Source organism: Pseudomonas sp. WS 5071 (genome assembly GCF_012985765.1).
Taxonomy (GTDB): Bacteria; Pseudomonadota; Gammaproteobacteria; order Pseudomonadales; family Pseudomonadaceae; genus Aquipseudomonas; species Aquipseudomonas lundensis_A.
Window position 1 is genome coordinate 1 of sequence record NZ_JAAQWY010000032.1, and the last position, 25,101, is coordinate 25,101.

At 57.5% G+C, this 25,101-nt stretch carries 18 protein-coding genes and 4 tRNA genes; 9 read left to right on the top strand and 13 right to left on the bottom strand.

Going from position 1 to position 25,101, the window contains the following annotated elements; all coding sequences use genetic code 11:
- Positions 1 to 171 precede the first annotated feature (171 nt).
- The 5 genes from prpF to HBN61_RS18250 all read right to left on the bottom strand — a co-directional run bounded on the left by prpF (position 172) and on the right by HBN61_RS18250 (position 6,944).
- On the bottom strand, positions 172 to 1,362 hold the full coding sequence (gene prpF, locus HBN61_RS18230) for a 2-methylaconitate cis-trans isomerase PrpF (protein ID WP_170047494.1): 1,191 nt from the start codon (positions 1,360 to 1,362) through the stop codon (positions 172 to 174).
- Between the two features lie 45 nt (positions 1,363 to 1,407).
- On the bottom strand, positions 1,408 to 3,999 hold the full coding sequence (gene acnD / locus HBN61_RS18235; RefSeq protein ID WP_170047496.1) for a Fe/S-dependent 2-methylisocitrate dehydratase AcnD: 2,592 nt from the start codon (positions 3,997 to 3,999) through the stop codon (positions 1,408 to 1,410).
- Between the two features lie 77 nt (positions 4,000 to 4,076).
- The gene (prpC, locus tag HBN61_RS18240; protein ID WP_094995075.1) at positions 4,077 to 5,204 is read right to left on the bottom strand and encodes a bifunctional 2-methylcitrate synthase/citrate synthase; all 1,128 of its coding nucleotides are present in this window, start codon (positions 5,202 to 5,204) and stop codon (positions 4,077 to 4,079) included.
- A 133-nt stretch (positions 5,205 to 5,337) separates the two neighbouring features.
- Positions 5,338 to 6,225 carry a methylisocitrate lyase gene (gene prpB / locus HBN61_RS18245; protein WP_169965519.1) on the bottom strand — a complete coding sequence of 296 codons (888 nt, stop codon included), beginning with the start codon at positions 6,223 to 6,225 and terminating at the stop codon, positions 5,338 to 5,340.
- Positions 6,222 to 6,944 carry a GntR family transcriptional regulator gene (locus HBN61_RS18250; protein ID WP_169965521.1) on the bottom strand — a complete coding sequence of 241 codons (723 nt, stop codon included), beginning with the start codon at positions 6,942 to 6,944 and terminating at the stop codon, positions 6,222 to 6,224. The genes prpB and HBN61_RS18250 overlap by 4 nt, the downstream gene beginning before the upstream one ends.
- 283 nt (positions 6,945 to 7,227) lie before the next feature.
- Here HBN61_RS18250 and rloA point away from each other — a divergent pair, with 283 nt between their 5' ends.
- From rloA to HBN61_RS18275, 5 genes are all read left to right on the top strand, one after another.
- Positions 7,228 to 7,764: a retropepsin-like aspartic peptidase RloA gene (rloA, locus tag HBN61_RS18255; RefSeq protein ID WP_094995072.1), complete on the top strand. Its 537-nt coding sequence runs from the start codon at positions 7,228 to 7,230 to the stop codon at positions 7,762 to 7,764.
- Between the two features lie 5 nt (positions 7,765 to 7,769).
- Positions 7,770 to 9,302 carry an osmotic stress tolerance membrane protein RloB gene (rloB, locus tag HBN61_RS18260; protein WP_094995071.1) on the top strand — a complete coding sequence of 511 codons (1,533 nt, stop codon included), beginning with the start codon at positions 7,770 to 7,772 and terminating at the stop codon, positions 9,300 to 9,302.
- A complete protein-coding gene (locus tag HBN61_RS18265; RefSeq protein ID WP_170047498.1) occupies positions 9,302 to 10,285 on the top strand; it encodes an alpha-L-glutamate ligase-like protein in 984 nt (327 codons plus the stop codon). Before rloB ends, HBN61_RS18265 begins: the two co-directional genes overlap by 1 nt.
- A 115-nt stretch (positions 10,286 to 10,400) precedes the next feature.
- Complete coding sequence (pabB, locus tag HBN61_RS18270; RefSeq protein ID WP_170047500.1) at positions 10,401 to 11,744, top strand: aminodeoxychorismate synthase component I; 1,344 nt, start codon at positions 10,401 to 10,403, stop codon at positions 11,742 to 11,744.
- Between the two features lie 68 nt (positions 11,745 to 11,812).
- On the top strand, positions 11,813 to 12,547 hold the full coding sequence (locus tag HBN61_RS18275; protein WP_094995069.1) for a phosphoadenylyl-sulfate reductase: 735 nt from the start codon (positions 11,813 to 11,815) through the stop codon (positions 12,545 to 12,547).
- A gap of 191 nt (positions 12,548 to 12,738) precedes the next feature.
- On the opposite strand, the gene HBN61_RS18280 is transcribed toward HBN61_RS18275, so the two are convergent.
- The 4 genes from HBN61_RS18280 to HBN61_RS18295 all read right to left on the bottom strand — a co-directional run bounded on the left by HBN61_RS18280 (position 12,739) and on the right by HBN61_RS18295 (position 13,295).
- A tRNA-Asp gene (locus HBN61_RS18280) sits at positions 12,739 to 12,815 on the bottom strand.
- Between the two features lie 19 nt (positions 12,816 to 12,834).
- Positions 12,835 to 12,910 (bottom strand) — tRNA-Val (locus HBN61_RS18285).
- Positions 12,911 to 13,123: 213 nt separating this feature from the next.
- A tRNA-Asp gene (locus HBN61_RS18290) sits at positions 13,124 to 13,200 on the bottom strand.
- Positions 13,201 to 13,219: 19 nt separating this feature from the next.
- Positions 13,220 to 13,295, bottom strand: a tRNA-Val gene (locus HBN61_RS18295).
- A 160-nt stretch (positions 13,296 to 13,455) separates the two neighbouring features.
- Between HBN61_RS18295 and rdgC the strand changes: the two genes are divergently transcribed.
- Together rdgC and sugE are read left to right on the top strand one after the other, a co-directional pair.
- On the top strand, positions 13,456 to 14,379 hold the full coding sequence (gene rdgC / locus HBN61_RS18300; protein WP_094995294.1) for a recombination-associated protein RdgC: 924 nt from the start codon (positions 13,456 to 13,458) through the stop codon (positions 14,377 to 14,379).
- Between the two features lie 210 nt (positions 14,380 to 14,589).
- Complete coding sequence (sugE, locus tag HBN61_RS18305; RefSeq protein ID WP_094995293.1) at positions 14,590 to 14,904, top strand: quaternary ammonium compound efflux SMR transporter SugE; 315 nt, start codon at positions 14,590 to 14,592, stop codon at positions 14,902 to 14,904.
- Between the two features lie 116 nt (positions 14,905 to 15,020).
- On the opposite strand, the gene HBN61_RS18310 is transcribed toward sugE, so the two are convergent.
- Positions 15,021 to 16,895, bottom strand: coding sequence for an MFS transporter (locus tag HBN61_RS18310; protein ID WP_094995295.1), 1,875 nt, complete (start codon positions 16,893 to 16,895; stop codon positions 15,021 to 15,023).
- A 135-nt stretch (positions 16,896 to 17,030) separates the two neighbouring features.
- Complete coding sequence (locus HBN61_RS18315) at positions 17,031 to 18,182, bottom strand: TDT family transporter (protein WP_170047502.1); 1,152 nt, start codon at positions 18,180 to 18,182, stop codon at positions 17,031 to 17,033.
- A 239-nt stretch (positions 18,183 to 18,421) separates the two neighbouring features.
- Between HBN61_RS18315 and HBN61_RS18320 the strand changes: the two genes are divergently transcribed.
- Positions 18,422 to 21,889: a hybrid sensor histidine kinase/response regulator gene (locus tag HBN61_RS18320; RefSeq protein ID WP_094995291.1), complete on the top strand. Its 3,468-nt coding sequence runs from the start codon at positions 18,422 to 18,424 to the stop codon at positions 21,887 to 21,889.
- 36 nt (positions 21,890 to 21,925) lie between these two features.
- On the opposite strand, the gene HBN61_RS18325 is transcribed toward HBN61_RS18320, so the two are convergent.
- A complete protein-coding gene (locus HBN61_RS18325) occupies positions 21,926 to 23,290 on the bottom strand; it encodes a DNA recombination protein RmuC (RefSeq protein WP_169965571.1) in 1,365 nt (454 codons plus the stop codon).
- A gap of 172 nt (positions 23,291 to 23,462) precedes the next feature.
- Complete coding sequence (locus tag HBN61_RS18330; protein WP_094995289.1) at positions 23,463 to 23,786, bottom strand: SEL1-like repeat protein; 324 nt, start codon at positions 23,784 to 23,786, stop codon at positions 23,463 to 23,465.
- Positions 23,787 to 24,747: 961 nt separating this feature from the next.
- Between HBN61_RS18330 and HBN61_RS18335 the strand changes: the two genes are divergently transcribed.
- A complete protein-coding gene (locus HBN61_RS18335) occupies positions 24,748 to 24,972 on the top strand; it encodes a hypothetical protein (RefSeq protein WP_034156218.1) in 225 nt (74 codons plus the stop codon).
- Positions 24,973 to 25,101: the final 129 nt, after the last annotated feature.

The following is a 25,101-nucleotide window of genomic DNA, read 5'->3' on the forward strand; positions in this document are numbered from 1 at the left end:
GAGACGAAGATCCATGGCGGACACCTCTTTCCAGGACACATCACACCTCCTAAGGGGTCAATGTGTCCTATTAAAAGTGTTCGCGATGTCTCCGAACATTGTGTTCGCTATGTCCCCGGTCCATACAATCTGACGGGAGAGGGTCGGGGTGGGGGGCAAAGGGTCATGCGGTCAAAACGAATCGCCCGGCACCCGCACCCAGCCTTCCATCAGCACACGCGCACTGCGGCTCATGATGGCTTTGGTGACGGTCCATTCACCGTTGACCTGCTGCGCCTGTGCGCCGACGCGCAACGTCCCTGACGGGTGGCCAAAACGCACGGCATCACGCGTTTCGCCGCCTGCCGCCAGGTTCACCAACGTGCCGGGAATGGCGGCCGCCGTGCCAATCGCCACAGCGGCCGTGCCCATCATGGCGTGGTGCAACTTGCCCATCGACAGCGCCCGCACCAGCAAATCCACATCCTGCACCTTGACGGCCTTGCCGCTGGACGACACGTAATCCGCAGGCGCGGCTACAAACGCGACTTTAGGGGTGTGCTGGCGTTTGGCGGCCTCTTCCAGAGTACCGATCAGCCCCATGCGCAATGCGCCGTGAGCGCGAACGGTCTCGAACATGGCCAAGGCCTTGGCGTCACTGTTGATGTCGTTTTGCAGTTCGGTGCCGCTGTAACCAATGTCGCGGGCATTAACAAAAATGGTGGGAATACCCGCATTGATCATGGTCACATTCAGGGTGCCGACACCTGGAACGTCCAGTTCATCAACCACATGACCGGTAGGGAACATTGAGCCGCCGGCTCCGTCTTCATCCGCCGCCGGGTCAAGAAACTCCAGCTGCACTTCGGCCGCAGGAAACGTCACCCCATCCAGCTCAAAGTCGCCCGTTTCCTGCACCTCACCGTCCGTGATAAGGACATGGGCAATGATGGTTTTCCCGATATTGGCTTGCCAGATTCGCACCACTGCGGTGCCGTTCTGCGGAATCCGCGCCACGTCCACCAAGCCGCTGCTGATGGCAAATGAGCCGACGGCTGCAGACAGGTTGCCGCAGTTGCCGCTCCAGTCCACGAATGGCTTGTCAATGGCGACCTGACCAAACAAATAATCGACGTCGTGATCCGCACGCAAACTTCTGCTCACAATCACGGTTTTACTGGTGCTGGATGTAGCTGCGCCCATGCCGTCGATTTGCTTTTCGTACGGGTCCGGGCTCCCGATCACCCGCAGCAGCAAGGCATCACGGGCCGCGCCGGGCACCTGTGCGACCGCCGGGAGGTCGAGGAGACTGAAAAAAACACCCTTGCTGGTTCCGCCCCGCATATACGTCGCAGGGATTTTGATTTGCGCTGCATAAGCCATGACACAGTCCTGTTAAGGCCGGGGCGAGGCGCCCCGGCGCTGTGATTACGCGGAGGCCGATTCCAGGAAGTCCTGCGCGAAACGCTGCAACACGCCGCCAGCTTCGTAGATCGAGACTTCTTCGGCGGTATCCAGACGGCACGTCACCGGCACGTCGACGCGTTCGCCGTTTTTGCGGGTGATGACCAGCGTCAGCGTGGCACGCGGGGTACGTTCGCCAATCACGTCGTAAATTTCGCTGCCATCCAGTTGCAGGGTTTTGCGGTTGGTGCCCGGCAGGAACTCCAGCGGCAGGACACCCATGCCCACCAGGTTCGTGCGATGGATACGCTCGAAGCCTTCAGCGACGATGGCTTCCACACCCGCCAAACGTACGCCCTTGGCCGCCCAGTCGCGGGAAGATCCCTGCCCGTAATCGGCGCCGGCGACAATGATCAGCGGCTGCTTGCGCTCCATATAGGTCTCGATGGCTTCCCACATGCGCATCACGTTGCCTTCAGGCTCCAGTCGAGTCAGCGAGCCCTGTTTGACTTTGCCGTCCTCGATGACCATTTCATTGAACAGTTTCGGGTTGGCAAACGTCGCGCGCTGGGCAGTCAAGTGGTCGCCACGGTGAGTCGCGTAGGAATTGAAGTCAACTTCCGGCAGGCCCATTTTCGCCAGATATTCACCCGCAGCGCTGTCGAGCATGATCGCGTTGGACGGCGACAGGTGGTCAGTGGTGATGTTGTCGGGCAACACCGCCAACGGGCGCATGCCTTTGAGTGGGCGGGCACCGGCCAGTGCGCCTTCCCAGTACGGCGGGCGGCGAATGTAGGTGCTTTGCGGGCGCCAGTCGTACAGTGGCTCAACCTTCGGCCCGGTGTCTTCATGGATTGCAAACATCGGGATGTAGACCTGACGGAACTGTTCCGGTTTGACCGCCGCCTTGACCACTGCGTCGATTTCTTCGTCGCTTGGCCAGATGTCTTTGAGGCGAATTTCGTTGCCGTTGGCGTCCAGACCCAATACATCTTTCTCGATGTCAAAACGGATGGTTCCCGCTATCGCGTAGGCAACCACCAAGGGCGGCGAGGCGAGAAACGCTTGCTTGGCGTAGGGGTGAATACGCCCGTCGAAGTTACGATTACCCGACAGTACAGCCGTGGCGTACAGGTCGCGGTCGATGATTTCCTGCTGAATGTGCGGGTCCAGCGCACCCGACATGCCATTGCACGTAGTGCAGGCAAACGCCACGACACCAAAGCCCAACTGCTCCAGTTCATCGGTCAGTCCAGCTTCGTCGAGGTACAACGCAACGGTCTTCGAACCCGGCGCCAGCGAAGATTTGACCCACGGTTTGCGGGTCAGCCCCAGCCGGTTAGCGTTGCGAGCAATCAGGCCCGCTGCGATCACGTTGCGCGGGTTGCTGGTATTGGTGCAACTGGTGATGGCTGCAATGATGACCGCACCCTCCGGCATTTGCCCCGGCACATCGTCCCATTGACCGGCGATACCTTTGGCAGCCAGATCAGTGGTGGCGACCCGGGCATGCGGGTTACTCGGGCCTGCCATGTTGCGCACAACGCTGGACAGATCAAAACTCAAGCGGCGCTCATATTGCGCGTCTTTAAGGCTGTCGGCCCACAGGCCGCTGACCTTGGCGTAGTGCTCGACCAACTGCACTTGCTGGTCTTCGCGTCCGGTCAGCTTGAGGTAGTCGATGGTCTGCCGGTCAATATAGAACATCGCCGCCGTGGCGCCATATTCCGGGGCCATGTTGGAAATCGTCGCGCGGTCGCCCAGGGTCAACGCCGCAGCGCCTTCACCGAAGAACTCCAGCCAGGCGCCGACCACTTTTTGTTTGCGCAGGAACTCCGTGAGGGCCAGCACCATGTCCGTGGCCGTGATGCCTGGCTGCAACTTGCCGGTCAGCTCAACACCAACGATCTCGGGCAAGCGCATCCACGACGCACGGCCCAGCATCACGCTTTCGGCTTCCAGCCCGCCGACGCCAATGGCAATCACACCCAGCGAGTCGACATGGGGAGTATGGCTGTCGGTACCGACGCACGTATCGGGGAATGCCACGCCGTCACGCACCTGAATCACCGGCGACATTTTCTCCAGGTTGATCTGGTGCATGATGCCGTTGCCCGGCGGGATCACGTCGACGTTCTTGAAGGCTTTCTTGGTCCATTCAATGAAGTGGAAACGGTCTTCGTTACGGCGGTCTTCGATGGCGCGGTTCTTTTCGAACGCCTCGGGGTCGTAACCGCCACATTCCACTGCCAGTGAATGGTCAACGATCAGTTGGGTCGGCACCACAGGGTTCACTTGCGCCGGGTCGCCGCCTTGTTGGGCAATGGCGTCACGCAGGCCGGCAAGGTCCACCAGCGCGGTCTGTCCGAGGATGTCGTGGCACACCACCCGGGCCGGGAACCACGGGAAGTCGAGGTCACGCTTGCGTTCAATCAGCTGGCTCAGCGAAGCATTGAGGGTGGCCGGATCGCAGCGACGCACCAGGTTTTCAGCCAACACGCGCGAGGTGTACGGCAGCGTGTCATAGGCGCCGGGCTTGATCGCATCGACCGCCGCGCGGGTGTCGAAATAATCCAGCCGGGTGCCCGGAAGTGTTTTACGAAATTCAGTATTCATTGGCATGGGACTCGATCACGGTTAGGTCGGGGCCGCCACACGCGGCGCCTGCCGGGCTGGCATGGGCGGTCCTGCGGTCAGCGACGTTCGATTGGCACGAACTTGCGCTGTTCGACGCCGATGTACTCGGCGCTCGGGCGAATGATGCGGTTGTTGGCGCGCTGCTCGAACACGTGCGCGGCCCAGCCGGTCAGGCGTGAGCAGACAAAAATCGGGGTGAACAGCTTGGTCGGGATGCCCATGAAGTGATACGCCGAGGCATGGTAGAAGTCGGCATTGGGAAACAGTTTCTTTTGCTCCCACATGGTTTTGTCGATGGCTTCGGATACCGGGAACAGCACCGTGTCCCCCACTTCTTCCGCCAGTTTTTTCGACCAGTCCTTGATCACTTCATTGCGCGGATCGCTGTCCTTATAGATGGCGTGACCAAAGCCCATGATTTTGTCTTTGCGTTCGAGCATACCGAGCGTGCCTTTGATGGCTTCGTCGGCGGAACTGAAGCGCTCGATCATCTCCATGGCTGCTTCGTTCGCGCCGCCATGCAGCGGGCCACGCAACGAACCGATGGCCGCCGTGATGCACGAATACAGATCGGACAGGGTTGAGGCGCAGACGCGGGCAGTGAAGGTCGACGCGTTGAATTCGTGCTCTGCGTACAGAATCAGCGACACGTTCATCACTTTGATGTGCAAGTCGCTTGGCTTTTTATCGTGCAGCAGGTGCAGGAAATGGCCGCCAATCGAGGCTTCGTCAGTCACACAATGGATGCGCACCCCGTCGTGGCTGAAGCGATACCAGTAGCACATGATCGCCGGGAAGGCCGCCAGCAAGCGGTCGGTCTTGTCGCGCTGCTGGGAAAAGTCCTGCTCGGGTTCGAGGTTGCCGAGGAACGAGCAGCCGGTGCGCATCACATCCATCGGGTGCGCGTCAGCCGGGATACGCTCCAACACTTCCTTCAGCGCTTGCGGCAAATCGCGAAGGGCTTTGAGTTTGCTTGTGTAGGCCTCCAGCTCTGCCTCGGTAGGTAATTCGCCGTACAACAACAGGTACGCGACTTCTTCAAAGCGCGCCTGGGCGGCCAACTCACGCACGTCATAACCGCGATAGGTGAGACCGGCCCCTTCCTGACCTACGGTCGACAACGCCGTTTGCCCGGCCACCTGGCCGCGTAATCCGGCACCACTCAATACTTTTGCTTCGGCCATTGCGCTTCTCCAATCTTGAATTTGTTAGGGATTCGGCAAGAACTTATTAATTTGTTACGCCCTTGGTGCGTATCGAGCCCCGCGAGGCTCGACAGCAATCCCGGGCGTCAGGTCAATCCGGTTAGAAGCCGTCTTACTTTTTGCTGGCAAACAGCGCGTCGAGCTTCTGTTCGAACACGTGGTAGTCAATGGCGTCGTACAGCTCCATGCGGGTTTGCATGGTGTCGATCACATTCTGCTGGGTGCCGTCGCGGCGAATCGCACCGTAGACGTTTTCCGCCGCCTTGTTCATGGCGCGGAAGGCCGACAACGGGTACAGCACCAGCGACACATCGGCGTCGCGCAGTTGATCCACGGTATACAGCGGGGTGGCACCAAACTCGGTGATGTTGGCCAGAATCGGCGCTTTAACGCGACTGGCAAACAGTTTGTACATCTCCAGTTCGGTAATGGCTTCCGGGAACACCATGTCGGCGCCCGCTTCCACGCAGGCTGCAGCACGCTCCAGCGCAGACTCCAGCCCCTCGACCGCCAGCGCGTCGGTACGCGCCATGATCACAAAGCTGTCATCGGTGCGCGCATCCACAGCGGCCTTGATGCGATCGACCATCTCTTGTTGCGAGACAATTTCTTTGTTTGGGCGATGGCCGCAACGTTTGGCGCCCACCTGATCTTCGATGTGGATAGCGGCAGCGCCAAACTTGATCATCGACTTGACAGTACGCGCCACGTTGAACGCCGAAGAACCAAAACCCGTGTCGACATCCACCAGCAATGGCAGGTCGCAAACGTCCGTGATGCGACGCACATCGGTCAGTACGTCATCCAGACCGGTAATGCCCAGATCCGGCACACCCAGCGAACCCGCCGCTACCCCGCCACCGGACAAGTAGATCGCTTTGAACCCGGCGCGCTTGGCCAGCAAAGCATGGTTGGCATTGATGGCGCCCACCACTTGCAGGGGATGTTCATTGGCGACTGCATCACGGAAACGTTGGCCTGGACTGTTTTTATTGCTCATGACTCACCTCGTGGAGTGGCTGTCTGCTGGGCGCTGTCTTGATAGTGACGCGCAATATTGCGTTTGGACGCGCCAATGTGGCGACGCATCAATAACTCGGCCAGTTCGCCGTCGCGATCGGCAATGGCATCGAGAATCCGGTGGTGCTCGGCGAATGCCTGGTGCGGGCGATTCGGGGTGGTGGAAAACTGGATGCGGTACATGCGCACCAGTTGATACAGCTCACCGCAGAGCATCTGGGTCAGGGTGCGATTGCCGCTGCCCTGAATAATTTTGTAATGAAAATCGAAGTCGCCTTCTTGCTGGTAATACCCCACACCTGCCTGAAATGCTGCATCGCGCTCATGGGTTTCGAGCACACGGCGCAGTTCCGCGATGTCTTCATCGCTCATGCGTTCTGCAGCCAGACGGCAGGCCATGCCTTCAAGGGATTCGCGAATTTCGTAGAGCTCAATCAGTTCTTCATGGCTCAAGGACACAACCCGCGCGCCCACATGCGGCACCCGCACCAACAGGCGCTGACCTTCAAGACGATGGATCGCCTCGCGCAACGGCCCGCGGCTGATGCCGTAGGTGCGGGCCAGCTCCGGCTCGGAAATTTTGCTACCCGGCGCAATATCGCCTTGGACGATAGCGGCCTGAATACGCCTGAAGACGTTCTCGGACAAGGTTTCCGAGTCATCTTGAGCCAGCGCGGCACTTTCGAACGAATCCAGCATATTGTCGACACCTTGAAAATCAATAGCGTCAAAACTAGCTATTCAAGACCTTATAGTCAAAGGATAAATAAGGATTGTCGACAATCTCCGAATAAGACCTTGGTTGAATCGACAGCCACAGACCACGCGCCGAACGGCTTGGGCGCTGGCGTCATAAAACCATCATGCTAGAATGCCGACCGCATCAGCCTTGCCCTTTTGAACAGGGCAGCCGCACGAGGACGCTTGCGCTGTATTGCCAGTCGCCTTGAACTGAAGACTGCAAGAGACTGCCCCCGGATTTATGAAATTTCCCTCCTTCTTTATATGTCTTTGCCTGCTGGCGTTGCCGGGCCTGAGCCTTGGCGCCGAAAAAACCGTTTACGGCCTCAATGAATACGCCGAACTGGCAGGTATCAACCTGCAAGTGGCCGCCAAACTCGACACTGGCGCCAAAACCGCCTCACTGAGCGCCCGCGACATCAAACGCTTCAAGCGCGACGGCGAGAGCTGGGTACGCTTTTATCTGGCCATTGATGATGCCCATTCGCATCCCATCGAACGCCCGTTGGCACGGGTAAGCAAGATCAAGCGTCGCTCCGGGGATTACGACCCTGAGTCGGACAAGAACTACACATTGCGGCCGGTCATTGCCCTGGAAATTTGTATGGGCAAAGCTTTACGCACCATCGAAGTGAACTTGACCGACCGAAGTGCGTTCCAATACCCGCTGTTGATTGGCTCCGAAGCGCTCAAACGCTTTGATGCGCTGGTCGACCCTAGCCTTAAATACGCTGCTGGCAAACCTGCCTGCGCCGCCACCGCTCAAACCGCAGAGTAATTGAAATGCGCGCTCTTACCTTTCACCTGAAAGTCTTGATTACCATCCTTGTGGTGCTGGGCATTTCGATTACGGCCTACCAGATTTTCGTCATCGGCATCCCGGTGACCGAAGACGCAACGGATGACCTGTGGAACATCGACGCGAAAGTCGAATTCGTTGCCAGTTCCAAGGATCCGGTCAAGATCCAGATGTTCGTACCGCCGTTGAACCGCGACTACGTCAGCCTCAATGAAAGCTTCATCTCCAACAATTACGGGGTGAGCGTCAATCGGGTAGACGGCAATCGCAAAGTCACGTGGTCAGCCCGTCGCGTAAGCGGCAAGCAAACCCTTTACTACCGCCTGGTGTTGACCAAGCGTTACACCGGCGACAAAACCAAGGTCAAAGGCCCGGTATTCCGTGACAGCATCGCTGTCGAAGGGCCAGAAAAAATCGCCGCCGAAGCCTTGCTGGCACCGATCCGCCAGCACTCGGCCGACGTTGAAACCTTCATCAGCGAAACCATCAAGCGGGTTAACAACCCGAACGATGACAACGTGAAACTGCTGCTGGCGGGCGATCCGTCGACGCCACACAAAGCACAAATCATCGAGCTTTTGCTGTCGATTGCCCACGTACCACTGGAAAAAGTCCACACCATCCGCCTGGTAGCAGACCAGCCGCAAACCCCGGAGCTGTGGTTGCGCAGCTTCAACGGTAACGACTGGCTGTACTTCAACCCGGAAACCGGCGAACAGGGCCTGCCGTCCGACCGCCTGCTGTGGTGGACGGGCGACGAGCCGATGATTAGCGTCGATGGCGGCAAAAAAGCCAACGTAACGTTCAGCCTGAACAACAGCGAGATGAACGCCATCCGCCTGGCCAAACTGACCGACGAGAACACCGACGCCAACTTCCTCGAATATTCGCTGTACGGCCTGCCGTTACAAACCCAGCAAACGTTCATGATCATGGTGATGATCCCGATTGGCGTGCTGGTGATTCTGGTATTGCGCAACCTGATCGGCCTGCAAACCCTGGGCACATTTACCCCGGTACTGATTGCACTGGCGTTCCGCGAAACACAACTGGGGTTCGGCATCATCCTGTTTACAGTGATAACCGCGCTCGGGTTGATGTTGCGCTCGTACCTGGAACACCTGAAGCTGCAGATGCTGCCTCGCCTGTCTGTGGTACTGACATTTGTGGTGATACTGATTGCCGCCATCAGCCTGTTCAGCCACAAGCTGGGCCTTGAACGCGGACTTTCGGTCGCGTTGTTTCCGATGGTGATTCTGACCATGACTATCGAACGGCTGTCGATCACTTGGGAGGAGCGAGGCGCCGGGCATGCGATGAAGGTCGCAATCGGCACCCTGTTTGCTGCCACCTTGGCGTATCTGGTGATGAGCATTCCGGAGCTGGTGTACTTCGTGTTCACCTTCCCGGCAGTACTGCTGATTCTCGTAGGCTTCATGCTGGCCATGGGTCGCTACCGCGGCTACCGCCTGACCGAATTGGTCCGTTTCAAAGCCTTTTTGAAGGCTGACTCCTGATGTTTGGCTTCTGGAAGACCTGGAAGGCCCTGGAAACCAGGGGCATCATGGGCATCAATCGGCGCAATGCGGACTACGTACTCAAGTACAACAAACGCAGCCTGTATCCGATTGTGGATGACAAGATCATCACCAAGGAACGTGCCATCAAGGCCGGCATTCACGTGCCGGAGATGTATGGCGTGATTTCCACCGAGAAAGAAATCGAAAAGCTCGACGAGATCATCGGCGGGCGCAGCGACTTCGTGATCAAGCCTGCGCAAGGCGCAGGCGGTGATGGCATCTTGGTGATCGCCGACCGTTTCGAAGACCGCTTTCGCACCGTTTCGGGCAAGATCATCAGCCATGAAGAAATTGAGCATCAGATCTCCAGCATCCTGACAGGGCTGTATTCCTTGGGTGGGCACCGCGACCGCGCCCTGATCGAATACCGCGTCACCCCCGACCAGATCTTCAAAAGCATCAGCTACGAAGGCGTACCGGACATCCGCATCATTGTGCTGATGGGCTACCCGGTAATGGCGATGCTGCGTTTGCCGACCCGTCAATCCGGTGGCAAAGCCAACCTCCACCAAGGCGCCATCGGCGTCGGTGTTGACCTCGCAACCGGCCTGACCTTGCGCGGCACCTGGCTGAACAACATCATCAGTAAACACCCCGACACCACCAACGCGGTGGACGGCGTACAACTGCCTTATTGGGATGGCTTCATGAAGCTGGCCGCCGGTTGCTATGAGCTGTGCGGACTGGGCTACATCGGTGTGGACATGGTGCTGGACCAGGATAAAGGCCCGCTGATTCTGGAACTCAATGCCCGCCCGGGCCTGAACATCCAGATCGCCAACGACTGCGGCCTGACACTGCGCACCCACGCAGTCGAGGCCCACGTTGAAGCCCTGGCAGCCAAAGGCATCAAGGAAACCGTTGAAGAGCGGGTCCGTTTTGCTCAGGAAATGTTCGGGCACATCCCCCCTAACACCTGACCAGCAGGAGCGAGCGGGCCACGCAAGACACGCTCGCTCCTGAACGGTTTCATGGATTTACCCACCGACACAGGCCTACAATCCCCTCCCCGTTTCGATGGCTGATTTGCTGCGCATGTTGACCTGCTCCGTTCATCCACTGCCTTACCTCGCCAACCCGGCCGATTACTTTACTGCCATACGCCACGCTCCCGGCGCGGTCTTGCTGGACAGTGGACGACCCGACGCCGAGCGTGGCCGTTACGACATCATGAGTGCCTGGCCCCTTCACACACTGCAACGTCAGCCAGAGGAATCAGGCCGCGCATTTTTACAACGTTTGCGCGGCCAGTTGTGCCAACTGGGCGAGGCGCAGCTCCCGCCCGAGTACGAACTGCCGTTCGCGGGCGGTCTCATCGGCTACTTGAGTTACGACTTCGGGCGTCAACTCGAACAGCTTCCGGCGCTGGCTCAGGACGACCTGCAGCTACCGGATGCGCGCTTGGGCCTGTACCCGTGGGCACTGATAAGCGACCACCGGCACGCAACCAGCCAATTGGTTTTTCATCCCGCGCTGGAGGCCAGTGAACGCAAACGCCTGATTGAGCAGTTCAGCGTGCTTCAACGCCCGTTGGAAGTACCTTTCCGCCTGAAACAACCGATGCGGCCGGACATCAGCACTCAGCAGTACGCGCACGCCCTTGCTCAAGTGCATCAATACATTCAGTCCGGCGACTGCTATCAGGTCAATTACACCCAACGCTTCAGCGCCGACTGCCAAGGCGACGCATGGACGGCGTATTGCGCTCTGCGCGCGGCGTGCCCGACACCCTTTTCCGGCTTTATGCAATTACCCGCGCATGGCGCAATTGTCAGCCTGTCGCCGGAACGCTTTGTACGGGTCAGCAACCTGCAGGTCGAAACCCGTCCGATCAAAGGCACCCGCCCACGCGGCAAGAACGCCGCGCAAGATACGGCCAACGCCGCCGAACTGCTTGCCAGCGCTAAAGATCGCGCTGAAAACCTGATGATTGTCGACCTGCTGCGCAACGACCTCGGGCGCACCTGCCGCACAGGTTCGGTCCGCGTGCCGGAGCTGTTCAATCTCGAAAGTTACCCCAACGTCCATCACTTGGTGAGCAGTGTCACGGGCGAGCTGGCTGCGGATAAAGACGCGCTGGACCTGATCGGCGACAGCTTTCCGGGCGGCTCGATCACCGGCGCACCCAAGATCCGCGCCATGCAAATCATCGACGAGCTGGAGCCCACCCGTCGCAGTATTTATTGCGGCTCGTTGCTTTACCTCGACGTACGCGGCGAGATGGACAGCTCCATCGCCATTCGCACGCTGCTGATCAAGGACGGTCGCGTGAGCTGCTGGGGGGGAGGAGGTATTGTCGCGGACTCGGACTGGGAAGCCGAATATCAAGAGTCCATCACTAAAGTGAAAGTGTTGCTCGACACGCTGCAAGCCCTGTAACACACCGTATTTGCTAACATCGCGCCACTAGAGAGCGCCCAGCGCCATTGACTGTAGGAAGCCGCCTGATGAGCCACCCGTTCGACGTCGCGGAACTCGCCGCGACATACGCCAGCAAATCCCCGCAAGACATTCTCAAACTCGCCTTTCAGCATTTTGGCGACGAACTCTGGATTTCATTCAGCGGCGCCGAAGACGTGGTGCTGGTGGACATGGCCTGGAAACTCAACAAAAACGTTAAAGTGTTCAGCCTCGACACCGGACGCCTGCACCCCGAAACCTATCGTTTCATTGAGCAGGTCCGCGAACACTACAACCTGCAGATCGAGCTGATTTCGCCAGATCAACGCCTACTGGAGCCATTCGTCAAAGAAAAAGGCTTGTTCAGCTTCTATAAAGACGGCCACGGTGAATGCTGCGGCGTGCGCAAAATCGAACCGCTGCGCCGCAAGCTGGCTGGCGTCAAAGCGTGGGCGACCGGCCAGCGGCGCGATCAAAGCCCGGGCACTCGCAGTCAGGTCGCCGCACTGGAAATCGACGGCGCCTTCTCGACCCCGGAGCGCCCGCTGTACAAATTCAACCCGTTGGCGCAAATGACCAGCGAGGAAGTCTGGGGTTACATCCGCATGTTGGAGCTGCCCTATAACAGCCTGCACGAACGAGGCTTTATCAGCATCGGTTGCGAGCCCTGCACCCGTCCAGTCCTGCCTAACCAGCACGAGCGCGAAGGCCGCTGGTGGTGGGAAGAAGCTACGCAAAAGGAATGTGGCCTGCATGCTGGCAATTTGATCGCCAAACACTGACCTTAAAACCCTCAGTCCTGTGCAACTGCCGCAGGACTGCGTGAGATTAAGCAGGCGCGCAGCGATTCAATTACCTCTACGCCAACGCAGAAACTCTGGCAGCAAACCACAAAACACACGCGCACAAAAAAGCCTGCACATGGCAGGCTATTTGTGGATCACAAGCGTTCAAGGGGCTTGTGTTCCGAATATGGCGCAGCGGACGGGACTCGAACCCGCGACCCCCGGCGTGACAGGCCGGTATTCTAACCGACTGAACTACCGCTGCGCGTAACATTGAAAGCGAATGGTGGGTGATGACGGGATCGAACCGCCGACCCTCTGCTTGTAAGGCAGATGCTCTCCCAGCTGAGCTAATCACCCTTTCACTCTCATTGCGGGACACATTCTCTCACACTTATTGTGTAAGTGGTTGTTTTTATTCAAGTTTTTTAAAACTTGCTTCAAACGACCTTTTCCTGCGCCCTGCTCTTTGATTCTCCAGCAAGCTGTTGAATCCAAGACTTTCAAGAAAAGCCCAGCACTTAGCGGGGCTTCCCCAGACCACAAGCGTTCAAGGGGCTTGTGATCGAAATATGGCGCAGCGGACGGGACTCGAACCCGCGACCCCCGGCGTGACAGGCCGGTATTCTAACCGACTGAACTACCGCTGCGCGTAACACTGCAAGTGAATGGTGGGTGATGACGGGATCGAACCGCCGACCCTCTGCTTGTAAGGCAGATGCTCTCCCAGCTGAGCTAATCACCCTTTCACTCTCGGTGTGGCGCGCATTCTACGGAGCGACCTGAAGTCTGGCAAGCACTTTTTAAAATAATTTTCTTATGCATGACAAAGGCTTAGCGCAGGGTTGGCCTATGCGCCCATGAGGCGAATAATGCCGTCTTTGTATAAAGGAGTGATTCACCCCATGTGGTTCAAAAACCTGCTTATCTATCGCCTGACCCAAGATCTGCCTTTTGATGCGCAGGTGCTGGAAACTGCACTGGCCACCAAACTGGCCCGCGCCTGTTCAAGTCAGGAATTAGCCACTTACGGTTTCGTCGCCCCTTTTGGCAAAGGCGAAGATGCTCCACTGGTTCACGTCAGCCAGGACTTCCTGCTGATCGCTGCCCGCAAAGAAGAGCGCATCCTGCCCGGCAGCGTTGTGCGTGACGCACTCAAGGAAAAGGTCGAAGAGATCGAAGCCGAGCAAATGCGCAAGGTCTACAAAAAGGAACGCGACCAGCTCAAGGACGAAATCATCCAGGCCTTCTTGCCGCGTGCCTTTATTCGTCGCTCAGCCACCTTCGCCGCCATCGCACCTAAACAGGGTCTGATTTTGGTTAACGCCTCCAGCCCTAAACGCGCCGAAGACTTGCTCTCCACCTTGCGTGAAGTTGTGGGTTCGCTGCCGGTGCGTCCATTGGCCGTCAAAGTAGCGCCAAGTGCGACCATGACCGAATGGGTTAAGACCCAAAAAGCTGCCGAACACTTCTTTGTCCTCGACGAATGCGAGCTGCGCGACACCCATGAAGACGGCGGCATCATTCGCTGCAAGCGTCAGGACCTGACCAGCGACGAAATTCAGTTGCACCTGAGCACTGGCAAAGTCGTGACGCAGCTGTCATTGGCCTGGCAGGACAAACTGTCGTTCGTACTGGACGACAAACTGGTGGTCAAACGCCTGAAGTTTGAAGACCTGCTGCAAGACGAAGCCGAACAGAACGGCGGCGATGACGACTTGGGCCAGCAAGACGCCAGCTTTACCTTGATGATGCTGACATTTGGTGAGTTCTTGCCCCAGTTGTTTGAAGCGCTGGGCGGCGAAGAGATTCCGCAAGGTATCGAGTAACGTGGGTTAAGGAAGCATGTCCGGCAGATGATGCAACTTCGACTGTCGGCTGCTTCCTCTATAGAAAGCGCGACGATCAATGATCGCGCACGAAAAATCACAGTTGCCTGCCAGATTAATCATGGGCAATATACTGCGCACAGCGAGGACGACCTCGCGACTCATCGAGTGACTTTCTGGGGACGACCCCATCAATTGATGGAGGCAACCATGTCCTGGATTATTCTGTTTTTCGCTGGCCTGTTTGAAGTCGGCTGGGCGGTCGGCCTGAAATACACTGACGGCTTCAGCCGCCCACTCCCCACGGCATTAACAGTCGCCGCCATGGCGGTAAGCCTCGGCTTGCTGGGCCTTGCAATGAAGGAACTGCCATTGGGCACGGCTTACGCCATCTGGACAGGTGTGGGCGCAGTGGGCACGGTCATCGCCGGGATCATTCTGTTTGGCGAATCCATGGCCTTGTTCCGCTTGGCCAGCGTGGCGCTGATCATTGCCGGGCTGATTGGTCTGAAAATCAGCGCCTGACCCCTCACTCGCCAGCGACTACAGAAATGCCCACTCTGTAGTCACTGGCCAGGCCGGGGCAGCCCTCAGGCCTCCGTCCCCGTTCACACTGGCGAGCAAAACCCGCCAAAAAAGGTCTAGAGGCTCTGCCCCCTTAGCGCGGTCACCCGCTCACGCAGCACTTTTTGCGTAGCCTCACTTGCCGCTATTGGCTCGCCTGCTACCAGCGTCACCCGCGACCACAGCCTGCGCAAAAACCCTTTATTCGGATCGCGACTGAAGAAGCTGCCCCATAACCCTTGCAACGCCATCGGAATCACCGGCACCGGCGTTTGTTCCAGAATCCGTGTGACGCCTGCCTTGAATTCGTTGATCTGGCCATCCGTGGTGAGCTTGCCCTCCGGAAAAATACACACCAGCTCGCCGTCGTTCAGGTATTCGGCAATTTTCTTGAAAGCCCGCTCGTAGATCGCTTCATCTTCTGCGCGCCCGGCAATAGGAATCGTCCCTGCGGTACGGAAGATAAAGTTGAGCACCGGTAAATTGTAGATTTTGTAATACATCACAAATCGAATCGGCCGACGCACTGCTCCACCTATCAGCAACGCATCCACAAACGACACGTGATTGCACACCAGCAATGCCGCGCCCTCGTCGGGGATTGCTTGCAGGTTTTTATGCTGCACCCGGTACATGGAGTGGCTCAGCAGCCAGATCATGAAGCGCATGCTGAATTCGGGAACAATCTTGAAGATGTAAGTATTGACCGCGATGTTCAGCAGCGAGACCACAAGGAACAGTTCAGGAATCGTCAGTTTCGCTACGCTGAGCAACAGGATGGTGACGATGGCTGAGACCACCATAAAGAGCGCATTCAGGATGTTGTTGGCAGCAATCACCCGCGCACGCTCGTTTTCCGCAGTACGAGACTGGATCAATGCATACAACGGAACGATGTAAAAACCCCCAAACACGCCCAGACCAAGAATATCGAACAGCACCCACCACGCTTGACTGAAGCCCAATACGTCCAGCCAGTCATTCGGCTGAAGGGGTGACGGCATCTGCCCGGAATGCCACCACAGCAACAGGCCAAACACCGTCAGGCCAAAAGAACCGAATGGCACCAGACCGATTTCAACTTTGCGCCCCGACAGTTTTTCGCACAGCATCGACCCCAACGCGATCCCCACCGAGAACACCGTCAGGATCAACGTCACCACGGTTTCATCGCCATACAGCCATTCTTTGGCGTAGGCCGGAATTTGTGTCAGGTAAATCGCACCGACAAACCAGAACCACGAATTGCCCACGACAGAACGCGACACTGCAGGCGTCTGGTTCAGACCCATTTTCAACGTGGCCCAGGACTCGCTGAAAATGTTCCAGTTCAGGCGTAAATCAGGTGTATCGGCCGGTGCGCTCGGGATGGCCCGGCTGGCCAGATACCCGAGCGCCGCCACGCAGACGATCACCACCGACACCACCACGGCGTAATTGCTCGACGACAGCATGATCCCCGCACCGATGGTCCCGGCCAGAATCGACAGGAAAGTCCCCATTTCTACCAGACCGTTGCCCCCGACCAACTCATCCTCATGCAATGTTTGCGGCAGGATTGAGTACTTGACCGGGCCGAACAACGCCGAATGGGTACCCATCGCAAACAGGGCGACCAGCATCAGTGCCAAATGATCGAATGCAAATCCTGCGGCACCGACAAGCATGATCGCGATTTCGCCAAGTTTGATCAGACGGATCAGTCGATCCTTGTCGAACTTCTCGCCAAACTGACCCGCCAGGGCAGAAAACAAAAAGAAGGGAACGATAAACAGCAGCGCACACAGATTGACCCAAATCCCCCGGTCCCCCTCAATGGCGAGCTTATAAAGGATGGCCAGAATCAACGATTGTTTGAACAGGTTGTCGTTGAGGGCGCCCAGCGACTGGGTCACAAAGAAGGGCAGGAAGCGTCGCTTCCTTAGCAAGCTGAACTGCGAGGGGTGACTCATCATCCATGTTCTCAAGTTGCGCCAGAGGCTTTCTCATTGGAGTGCTCTTGTAACACCCGAGGCACAACCTTGCCTCAGGTTATGTAGCTGATGCCACCCATCTAGGCGCATTCGTACAAAACCTGAGGCAAGCTCCTACTTGTTCAAGCCCGCGATGCAAGGCGAAACAAACAACTCGCCCCGGTAAGCGCCGATCAAGGTTTTACGCCCCACGATCAGCCACATCATCACCAGCAAAGCCACCAGCGCACAGCCCGCAATATCGAAGAAAGTCAGGTGCAGCACACTGCCCAGGCGCAAGGTGGCCAGCGAATACACACCCAGCGGGAACGTGAACCCCCACCACCCCAGATTGAACGGAATGCCTGAGCGGTAGTAGCGATGGGTAATCAGTATCGCCATCACAATCCACCACAACCCGAAGCCCCACAGCGCAACCCCTGCAATCAGGCCCATTCCGTTGGCCACTTCACCGATACCGGCAAAACCATTGGCCGCAAAGATCGCGGGCGAATTCGCCCCCAGTAGCAACAAGCCAAGCGCTCCAGTACCAATCGGCCCCAATGCCAGCCAACTCGACGCCGCCATGCTTTCGTGAGGCAATTTATGCAACGCCATGCGCAGCATCAGGATGGTCAGGATGCTGAACGCCAGCGGCACCGAAAATGCCCACAGCACGTAGCTGGTGATTAGCACATGGAACTGCGCCAGCGAATCCGTCAGGTGCGGAGCCAACTGGCCACCACTGGCAGCCGCCACTTCAGCCGCCACTACCGGCAACAACCAGACAGCAGTCATCTGGTCAATACTGTGCTCCTGACGGGTGAACATCATGTAAGGAATCAGCACGCCAAACGCCAGCGACATGGCCACGTCCAGCCACCATAACACCTCGGCCACTTGCACCATGCCACTGCCCCAGCGGGCGACACCGAACAGTAGAAAACCATTGATGATGGTCGCCAATCCCATGGGAATGGTGCCAAAAAACATCGAGACGGTAGAGTGGCCAAAAATCCGCCGCGCCTCATCGAAATACAGCACCCAACGAGCGCCATAGAGCACGCTGAATAAAATGAACAAGCCAATATTGAACAGCCACAACCCTTCCGCGAGGGCGTACACGCCCGGAATGTCTACGGGCAACGAAGCCAGCGCCAGCGCCAGCACCCCGGTCCCCATGGTGGCTGCAAACCAGTTAGGGGTGAACTGACGGATCACCTCACGCGGGTGTTGCAGTGTGCTTAAGGGTCTTAAAGTGGTTTTGGTCATGTTAAGGCAAGTCATGGGTTCCTCCTGATCCTCGTGCGAGGTAATACAAGAGTAGAACTGAATCAAATATCTATATAACGGGTAATTTCTCTAACTGTTATCGACTTTACAGATAAGGACTGTTTTAACCGATTTCAAGCACTGCGACGGTTGGCCGCGTTGCGACCATCGTCGACACTGACGGCGCCCAAACATCATGCGAAACTAGCCAGCAGCAGCCGGATTGCTGCAGCCTTATACCTCCAGGAGTCACCATGTCGTTGTCCAGCGGGCTGATCGCCGCCGTTGCCCTGGCCTATATGGCCGTCATGTTCGCCATTGCCTTTTATGGTGACCGGCGCAGCACCCCGCTGCCGCCACGGGTTCGCGCATGGGTCTATAGCTTGTCGCTGGCGGTGTACTGCACCAGCTGGACATTCTTTGGCGCTGTTGGCCAGGCCGCCGAGCAGCTGTGGTCCTTTTTGCCCATTTACTTGGGCCCGGTGCTGTTGTTGGTGTTTGCACCCTGGGTGCTGCAAAAAATGGTGATGATCAGCAAACAGGAGAACATCACCTCCATTGCCGACTTCATCGCCGCGCGGTACGGCAAATCCCAGTCGCTGGCAATTGTCGTGGCGCTGATCTGTCTGGTGGGCGTATTGCCTTATATCGCCTTGCAACTTAAAGGCATCGTACTCGGCGTGAACCTGTTGATCGGTGCAGGTGCCGATGCAACCGGCACTCGCGCGCAAGACACAGCCCTGATTGTGTCTCTGGTACTGGCGCTGTTTACCATCGTCTTCGGCACCCGCAACCTTGACTCCACCGAGCACCACCGCGGCATGGTGCTGGCAATTGCTTTCGAGTCGCTGGTCAAGCTGTTCGCGTTTCTCGCTGTGGGTGCGTTCGTAACCTTCGGCCTGTATGACGGCTTTGACGACTTGTTCAATCAGGCGATGCTCGCACCGCGCCTGGAGCAATACTGGAAAGAGACCGTCAATTGGCCCTCGATGGTGGTGCAAACCGGCGTGGCCATGATGGCCATCATTTGTTTACCTCGCCAATTCCACGTGACCGTGGTCGAAAACATCGAGCCACAGGATTTACGGCTGGCGAAATGGGTGTTCCCGGCCTATTTGATCCTGGCTGCACTGTTTGTCGTCCCGATCGCGCTGGCCGGGCAAATGATGTTGCCCAGCTCAGTCCTGCCAGACTCCTTCGTGATCAGCCTGCCACTGGCGCAAGCCCACCCGGCACTGGCTTTGCTGGCCTTTATCGGTGGCGCATCTGCGGCCACCGGCATGGTGATTGTGGCCAGCGTAGCCCTGTCGACCATGGTCTCCAACGACATGCTGTTGCCTTGGTTGTTACGGCACAAAAACGCCGAGCGCCCCTTTGAAGTGTTCCGCTACTGGATGCTGTCGGTGCGCCGCGTATCGATTGTGGTCATCTTGCTGCTGGCTTACGTCAGCTATCGCCTGCTGGGCTCAACAGCCAGCCTGGCCACCATTGGGCAGATTTCTTTCGCCGCCGTGACGCAATTGGCACCCGCCATGATCGGTGCGCTGTACTGGAAACAAGCCAACCGTCGCGGCGTTTTCGCCGGTTTGGCCACGGGTACCTTTATCTGGTTTTACACACTGGTGTTGCCCCTGATAGCTCACAGCCTTGGCTGGCACTTGAGCCACTTCCCGGGTTTGGCCTGGCTGCATGGCAACCCGCTGGGGTTGCCTATTACACCTCTGACACAAGGCGTCGTGCTGTCATTGGCCGGCAACTTCACCGTCTTTGCGTGGGTCTCGGTGCTGTCGCGCACCCGTGTCTCGGAACACTGGCAAGCAGGACGATTCATCGGCCAGGAAATCAGCCACCCCAATGGCCGCTCCATGCTGGCTGTACAGATCAATGACCTGTTAACGCTGGCCGCACGTTTTGTCGGCGAAGAACGCGCGCGCCAGAGCTTTATCCGTTTCGCTTACCGTCAGGGCAAAGGCTTCAACCCGAACCAGAATGCCGATGGCGAATGGATCGCCCACACAGAGCGCTTGCTGGCAGGCGTGCTCGGTGCGTCCTCGACCCGGGCAGTGGTGAAAGCTGCCATCGAAGGCCGGGAAATGCAGCTCGAAGACGTCGTACGCATTGCCGACGAAGCGTCAGAAGTGTTGCAGTTCAACCGCGCCCTCCTGCAAGGCGCGATTGAGAACATCACCCAAGGCATCAGCGTGGTCGACCAGTCCTTGCGGCTCGTGGCCTGGAACCGCCGATATCTTGAGCTGTTCGACTACCCTGATGGCTTGATCAGCGTTGGCCGGCCGATTGCCGACATCATCCGCCACAATGCCGAGCGTGGCCTGTGCGGTCCCGGCGAAGCCGAGGTGCATGTGGCCCGTCGCCTGCACTGGATGCGTCAGGGGCGCGCCCACACCTCGGAACGGCTGTTCCCCAATGGGCGCGTGATTGAGCTGATCGGCAATCCGATGCCGGGCGGCGGGTTTGTCATGAGTTTTACCGACATTACTGCCTTCCGCGAAGCAGAGCAGGCACTGACAGAGGCCAACGAAGGCCTGGAGCAACGGGTGGCCGAGCGCACCCGCGAACTGTCCGAGCTGAACAAGGCTCTGATCGAAGCCAAGGGCGTCGCAGAAGCCGCCAACCAATCGAAAACCCGTTTTCTGGCTGCTGTCAGCCATGACTTGATGCAGCCCATGAATGCAGCTCGGTTGTTCTCCTCCGCCCTTTCCCACCAGGAGGAAGGACTTAGCCCGGAGGCACAAAAGCTGGTGCAACATCTGGACAGCTCGTTACGTTCTGCCGAAGACCTGATCAGCGACTTGCTGGATATTTCCCGGCTCGAAAACGGAAAATTCACGCCTGACATCAAGCCGTTTGCCCTGAATGAGCTGTTTGACACGCTGGGCAATGAGTTCAAGGCACAGGCCCAAGAGCAAGGGCTGACCTTCCGTGTCCGCGGCAGTCGATTGCGGGTGAGCAGTGATATCAAACTGCTGCGCCGGATCTTGCAGAACTTCCTGACCAACGCATTTCGCTATGCCAAAGGACCGGTTCTTCTAGGGGTGCGCCGTCGTGGCAACGCGTTGTGCCTCGAAGTGTGGGACCGCGGCCCAGGCATTCCAGAGGACAAGTTGCAGGTCATTTTTGAGGAATTCAAACGCTTGGACAGCCATCAGACCCGCGCTGAAAAGGGCTTGGGGCTAGGGCTGGCGATTGCTGACGGTTTGTGCCGCGTGCTGGGACACACCCTGCAAGTTCGCTCATGGCCTGGTAAAGGCAGCGTATTCAGCGTCAGCGTGCCTTTGGCACAGAGTCAGGTTGCCCCACAACCGGTCGTCGCAGAGCAAAATGGTCAACCCGTAACTGGCGCGCAAGTGCTGTGTATCGATAACGAAGACAGCATTCTGATCGGTATGCAAAGCCTGTTGACCCGCTGGGGATGCCGCGTCTGGACGGCGCGCAATCGCGAAGAATGTGCGGCCCTGCTCAATGAAGGGGTACGCCCGCAACTGGTATTGGTGGATTACCACCTGGATAACGGCGAAGTCGGCACCGAGCTGATGCGTTGGCTACGGGCTGAACTGGGCGAGCCGGTGCCGGGCGTGGTCATCAGTGCAGACGGACGCCCGGAGATGATTGCACAGGTGCATGCGGCGGGTCTGGAATATCTTGCCAAACCGGTGAAGCCCGCCGTACTGCGGGCACTGGTTAGCCGCCACGTCCCGCTTTAACAGCGCCTGGCCGCCATTCACTCAGTCCGCTGCACGTCACTCTGCGGGGTGCGCCACACCGTCCACGTCGGTCATGGCGCGCTCCAGCAGATCCGGCGGCAAGCTTTTACTGGCTCGCGCACCCAACAACTTAAGCTGCTCGCTGCGGCTCACCAAGTTACCGCGCCCGTCCGTCAACTTGTTGCGCGCGGCAGCATAGGCTTTGTCCAATTGCTGCAAGCGATTGCCAACCTCATCCAGGTCTTGAATAAAGAGCACGAACTTGTCGTACAGCCACCCGGCACGCTCAGCAATTTCGCGCGCGTTTTGGCTTTGACGCTCTTGCTTCCACAAACTGTCGATCACCCGCAACGTAGCTAACAAGGTTGTGGGGCTGACAATCACAATGTTGCGGTCGAACGCTTCCTGAAACAGATTGGGCTCGGCCTGCAATGCAGCTGAAAAGGCCGCCTCAATGGGCACGAACAACAAAACGAAGTCCAGGCTGTGCAAGCCTTCCAGACGCTTATAGTCCTTGCCAGCCAGGCCCTTGACGTGATTACGCAACGACAACACATGCTGCTTGAGTGCCGCCTGCCCGATCACCTGATCATCCGCTGCAACAAACTGCTGATAGGCAGTCAAACTGACCTTGGAATCGACCACTACCTGCTTGTCGCCCGGCAACATGATCAGCACGTCCGGCTGGAAGCGTTCGCCATCCGGGCCCTTGAGGCTGACCTGGGTCTGATATTCACGCCCCTTCTCCAGCCCGGCATGTTCCAGTACCCGTTCCAGAATCAACTCACCCCAGTTGCCTTGGGTTTTCTGCCCCTTAAGCGCCCGCGTGAGGTTAGTGGCCTCCTCACTCAAGCGCAGGTTGAGTTGCTGAAGTCGCTCAAGTTCTTTGCCAAGAGAGAAACGCTCGCGGGCTTCCTGCTGATAGCTTTCCTCGACGCGCTTTTCGAACGACTGAATGCGTTCTTTAAGCGGGTCCAGCAACTGCCCCAGTCGCTCATTGCTGGTCTGCGCAAACCGCTGCTCGCGCTCATCGAATATTTTGCCGGCCAACTCTGCAAACTGCGCCCGTAGCTCATCACGAGAACCTTGCAGGTCGTTGAGTCGTTGTTGGTGGTTTTCTTGCTGCTCGCGTAACTCTGCCGCTTGTGCGGCGCACTGGGCATCAAGCCTGCGCAATTCAGTTTCTTTCTGAGCCCGCTCCAGGCTCCAGCCATGGGCAGCATCCCGGGCGTTGTCGCGCTCGACCTGCAACAACTCGACTTCGCGGCTCAGGGCCGCCAGCTCTGCCTGCTTGGCGGCGTTGGCCTGTCCCAGATCACTGATCTCGTCACGGCCAGCATCGAGTTGTGCATTGAGACCTTCCTGTGCCAACTGCGCCATATTCAAGCGCTCTTCCAGCAGGGCCAGTTCTGCGTTATGCCCGCTGACCCGACGCTGCAACTGCCAGATAAAAGCCAACAACGGCACACCTGCTACCACCAGGCCCAGCAGAATGCTGTTCAAGTCCAGGGCCATAACCCCTCCGCACAAGGTAAAAGAGCAAGGTTAACCAAGCTGCAGAGTCGAAGACAGCTCAGTCTTCGATCTTGTTGAGTTCTTGCTGGGCTGCCTCATCGCCTGCGCGCGCAGCATTACGTAACAAGGCATGACCAATGCGTTGGTCCCGCTTGCTGCCACAATCGCGGCACATCAGTTGCCCGAGACGACTTTGCGCCAGCACCACACCCTGGCGGGCAGGTTGCTTGAGCAGATGACCGGCCACATGCTTGATGCTCGGATTAGTCCCCAGCCGCGGGTTGTCCAACAGCCAGATGGCTACACGCAAAGAAAACCGCCTTGGTGCCTCGGCAGGTGATCCGGAGGGAGTAACAGAGGAAGAGTTTGTGCGAAACTTCATAGAACACTGTGGGGCAGAACAGAAGGCGCGCCACTCTACTCCTTTTTTCGTTTGGGTAAAGTCGAAAAAGGTCTACAACCCCGAGCTAGAGCAACGGAGTGGGACAATCCACAGATCCTGTGGATAAGTCAGTGGACAACCCCCTTTTGCCCCCGTCAAACCCCCACAGGGCGGGGGTCGGGGTCAAACTGACGATTTTTTCACCAATTAAAAAAAACGATGTTTTTCATTGACTTAAATTTGCGAAACAGGCTAAGCGCCTGCGTGGCTTCCTGCCTGCAGTGCGTTTATATGACGCACTGCAAATGTGCACAAGTTCACACTCAGCAGCAGGAATGGACTCAAAACGTACTGAAATCTGTAGGACTGCGACCCCACTGGGTTCGTCATTCAAAGGCGTGCGCTAACCCTTGTACCCCTGCCCTATCGAGTGGCATTTTGACAAAAACCGACTAACGGCTCACGGCCGCACTTCAGCAGGTACAGAAAGTATTTTGGCTAGCACAGTTGCGTTTATTTTTTCAAGCCGTTAGTATCCGCAGCGTTAGTACCAAGCTGAAAGTCAATTCGGGCCGAACAAATCCCCCAGCCACCTTCCCTAAAGAGAAGCCACGCTGATACACACGGGATCGACCCCCTCGATGGTTTCCAGGTAAATCTTGCGACGATACGGCCTTTGAACAAACACAAAGGGTATCGCCAAGCGCTTTTACTCTGACAGAACCAACCTGCCAATTGATCAGGATCTTCACCCCGAGCACGGAACCTTAGCTCTTGTTGTGATTGCCTGCCCTCCTAAGTACCTACCTGCCAGCCCAAGCGCCACATACTTAAATGCGCTCCAACTGGCGGCTTTGTTCCAGTCAGGTTCTTCGTCACGCCAAAGATGGCTCGACGTCACTGGAACGTTTTAACGTTGCACGGATCATATCCGTGTCATTTGCAGGAACACCTAATAACTATGTCTACTCAAATCCATACTCAGGATGCCATTCGCACCCTAACCAACGCCTTCGCTCCTATGAACTGCCTGATTATGGCCGCTCGCAAAGGCTGCTTTAGCTTCACACTGGTCAACGAACACGGCATCGCACGTCACAGCGAACGCCTGTACCCGGATCAATATTCCAGCGCAGAACCCCTGCAAGCTGTGATTGACCGGACCCGTCAGGCATTGATCGCCTGACAACGCGCCCAGCGTCTATACAACAAGCCCTGCTCCAATAGTGGGGCTTTTTGTTGTCTTGAATTTAAGAAATATGCCGCATTATTTAATTACTTGCGGGTATATAGCTACAGCCTAGATGCTGCAAAT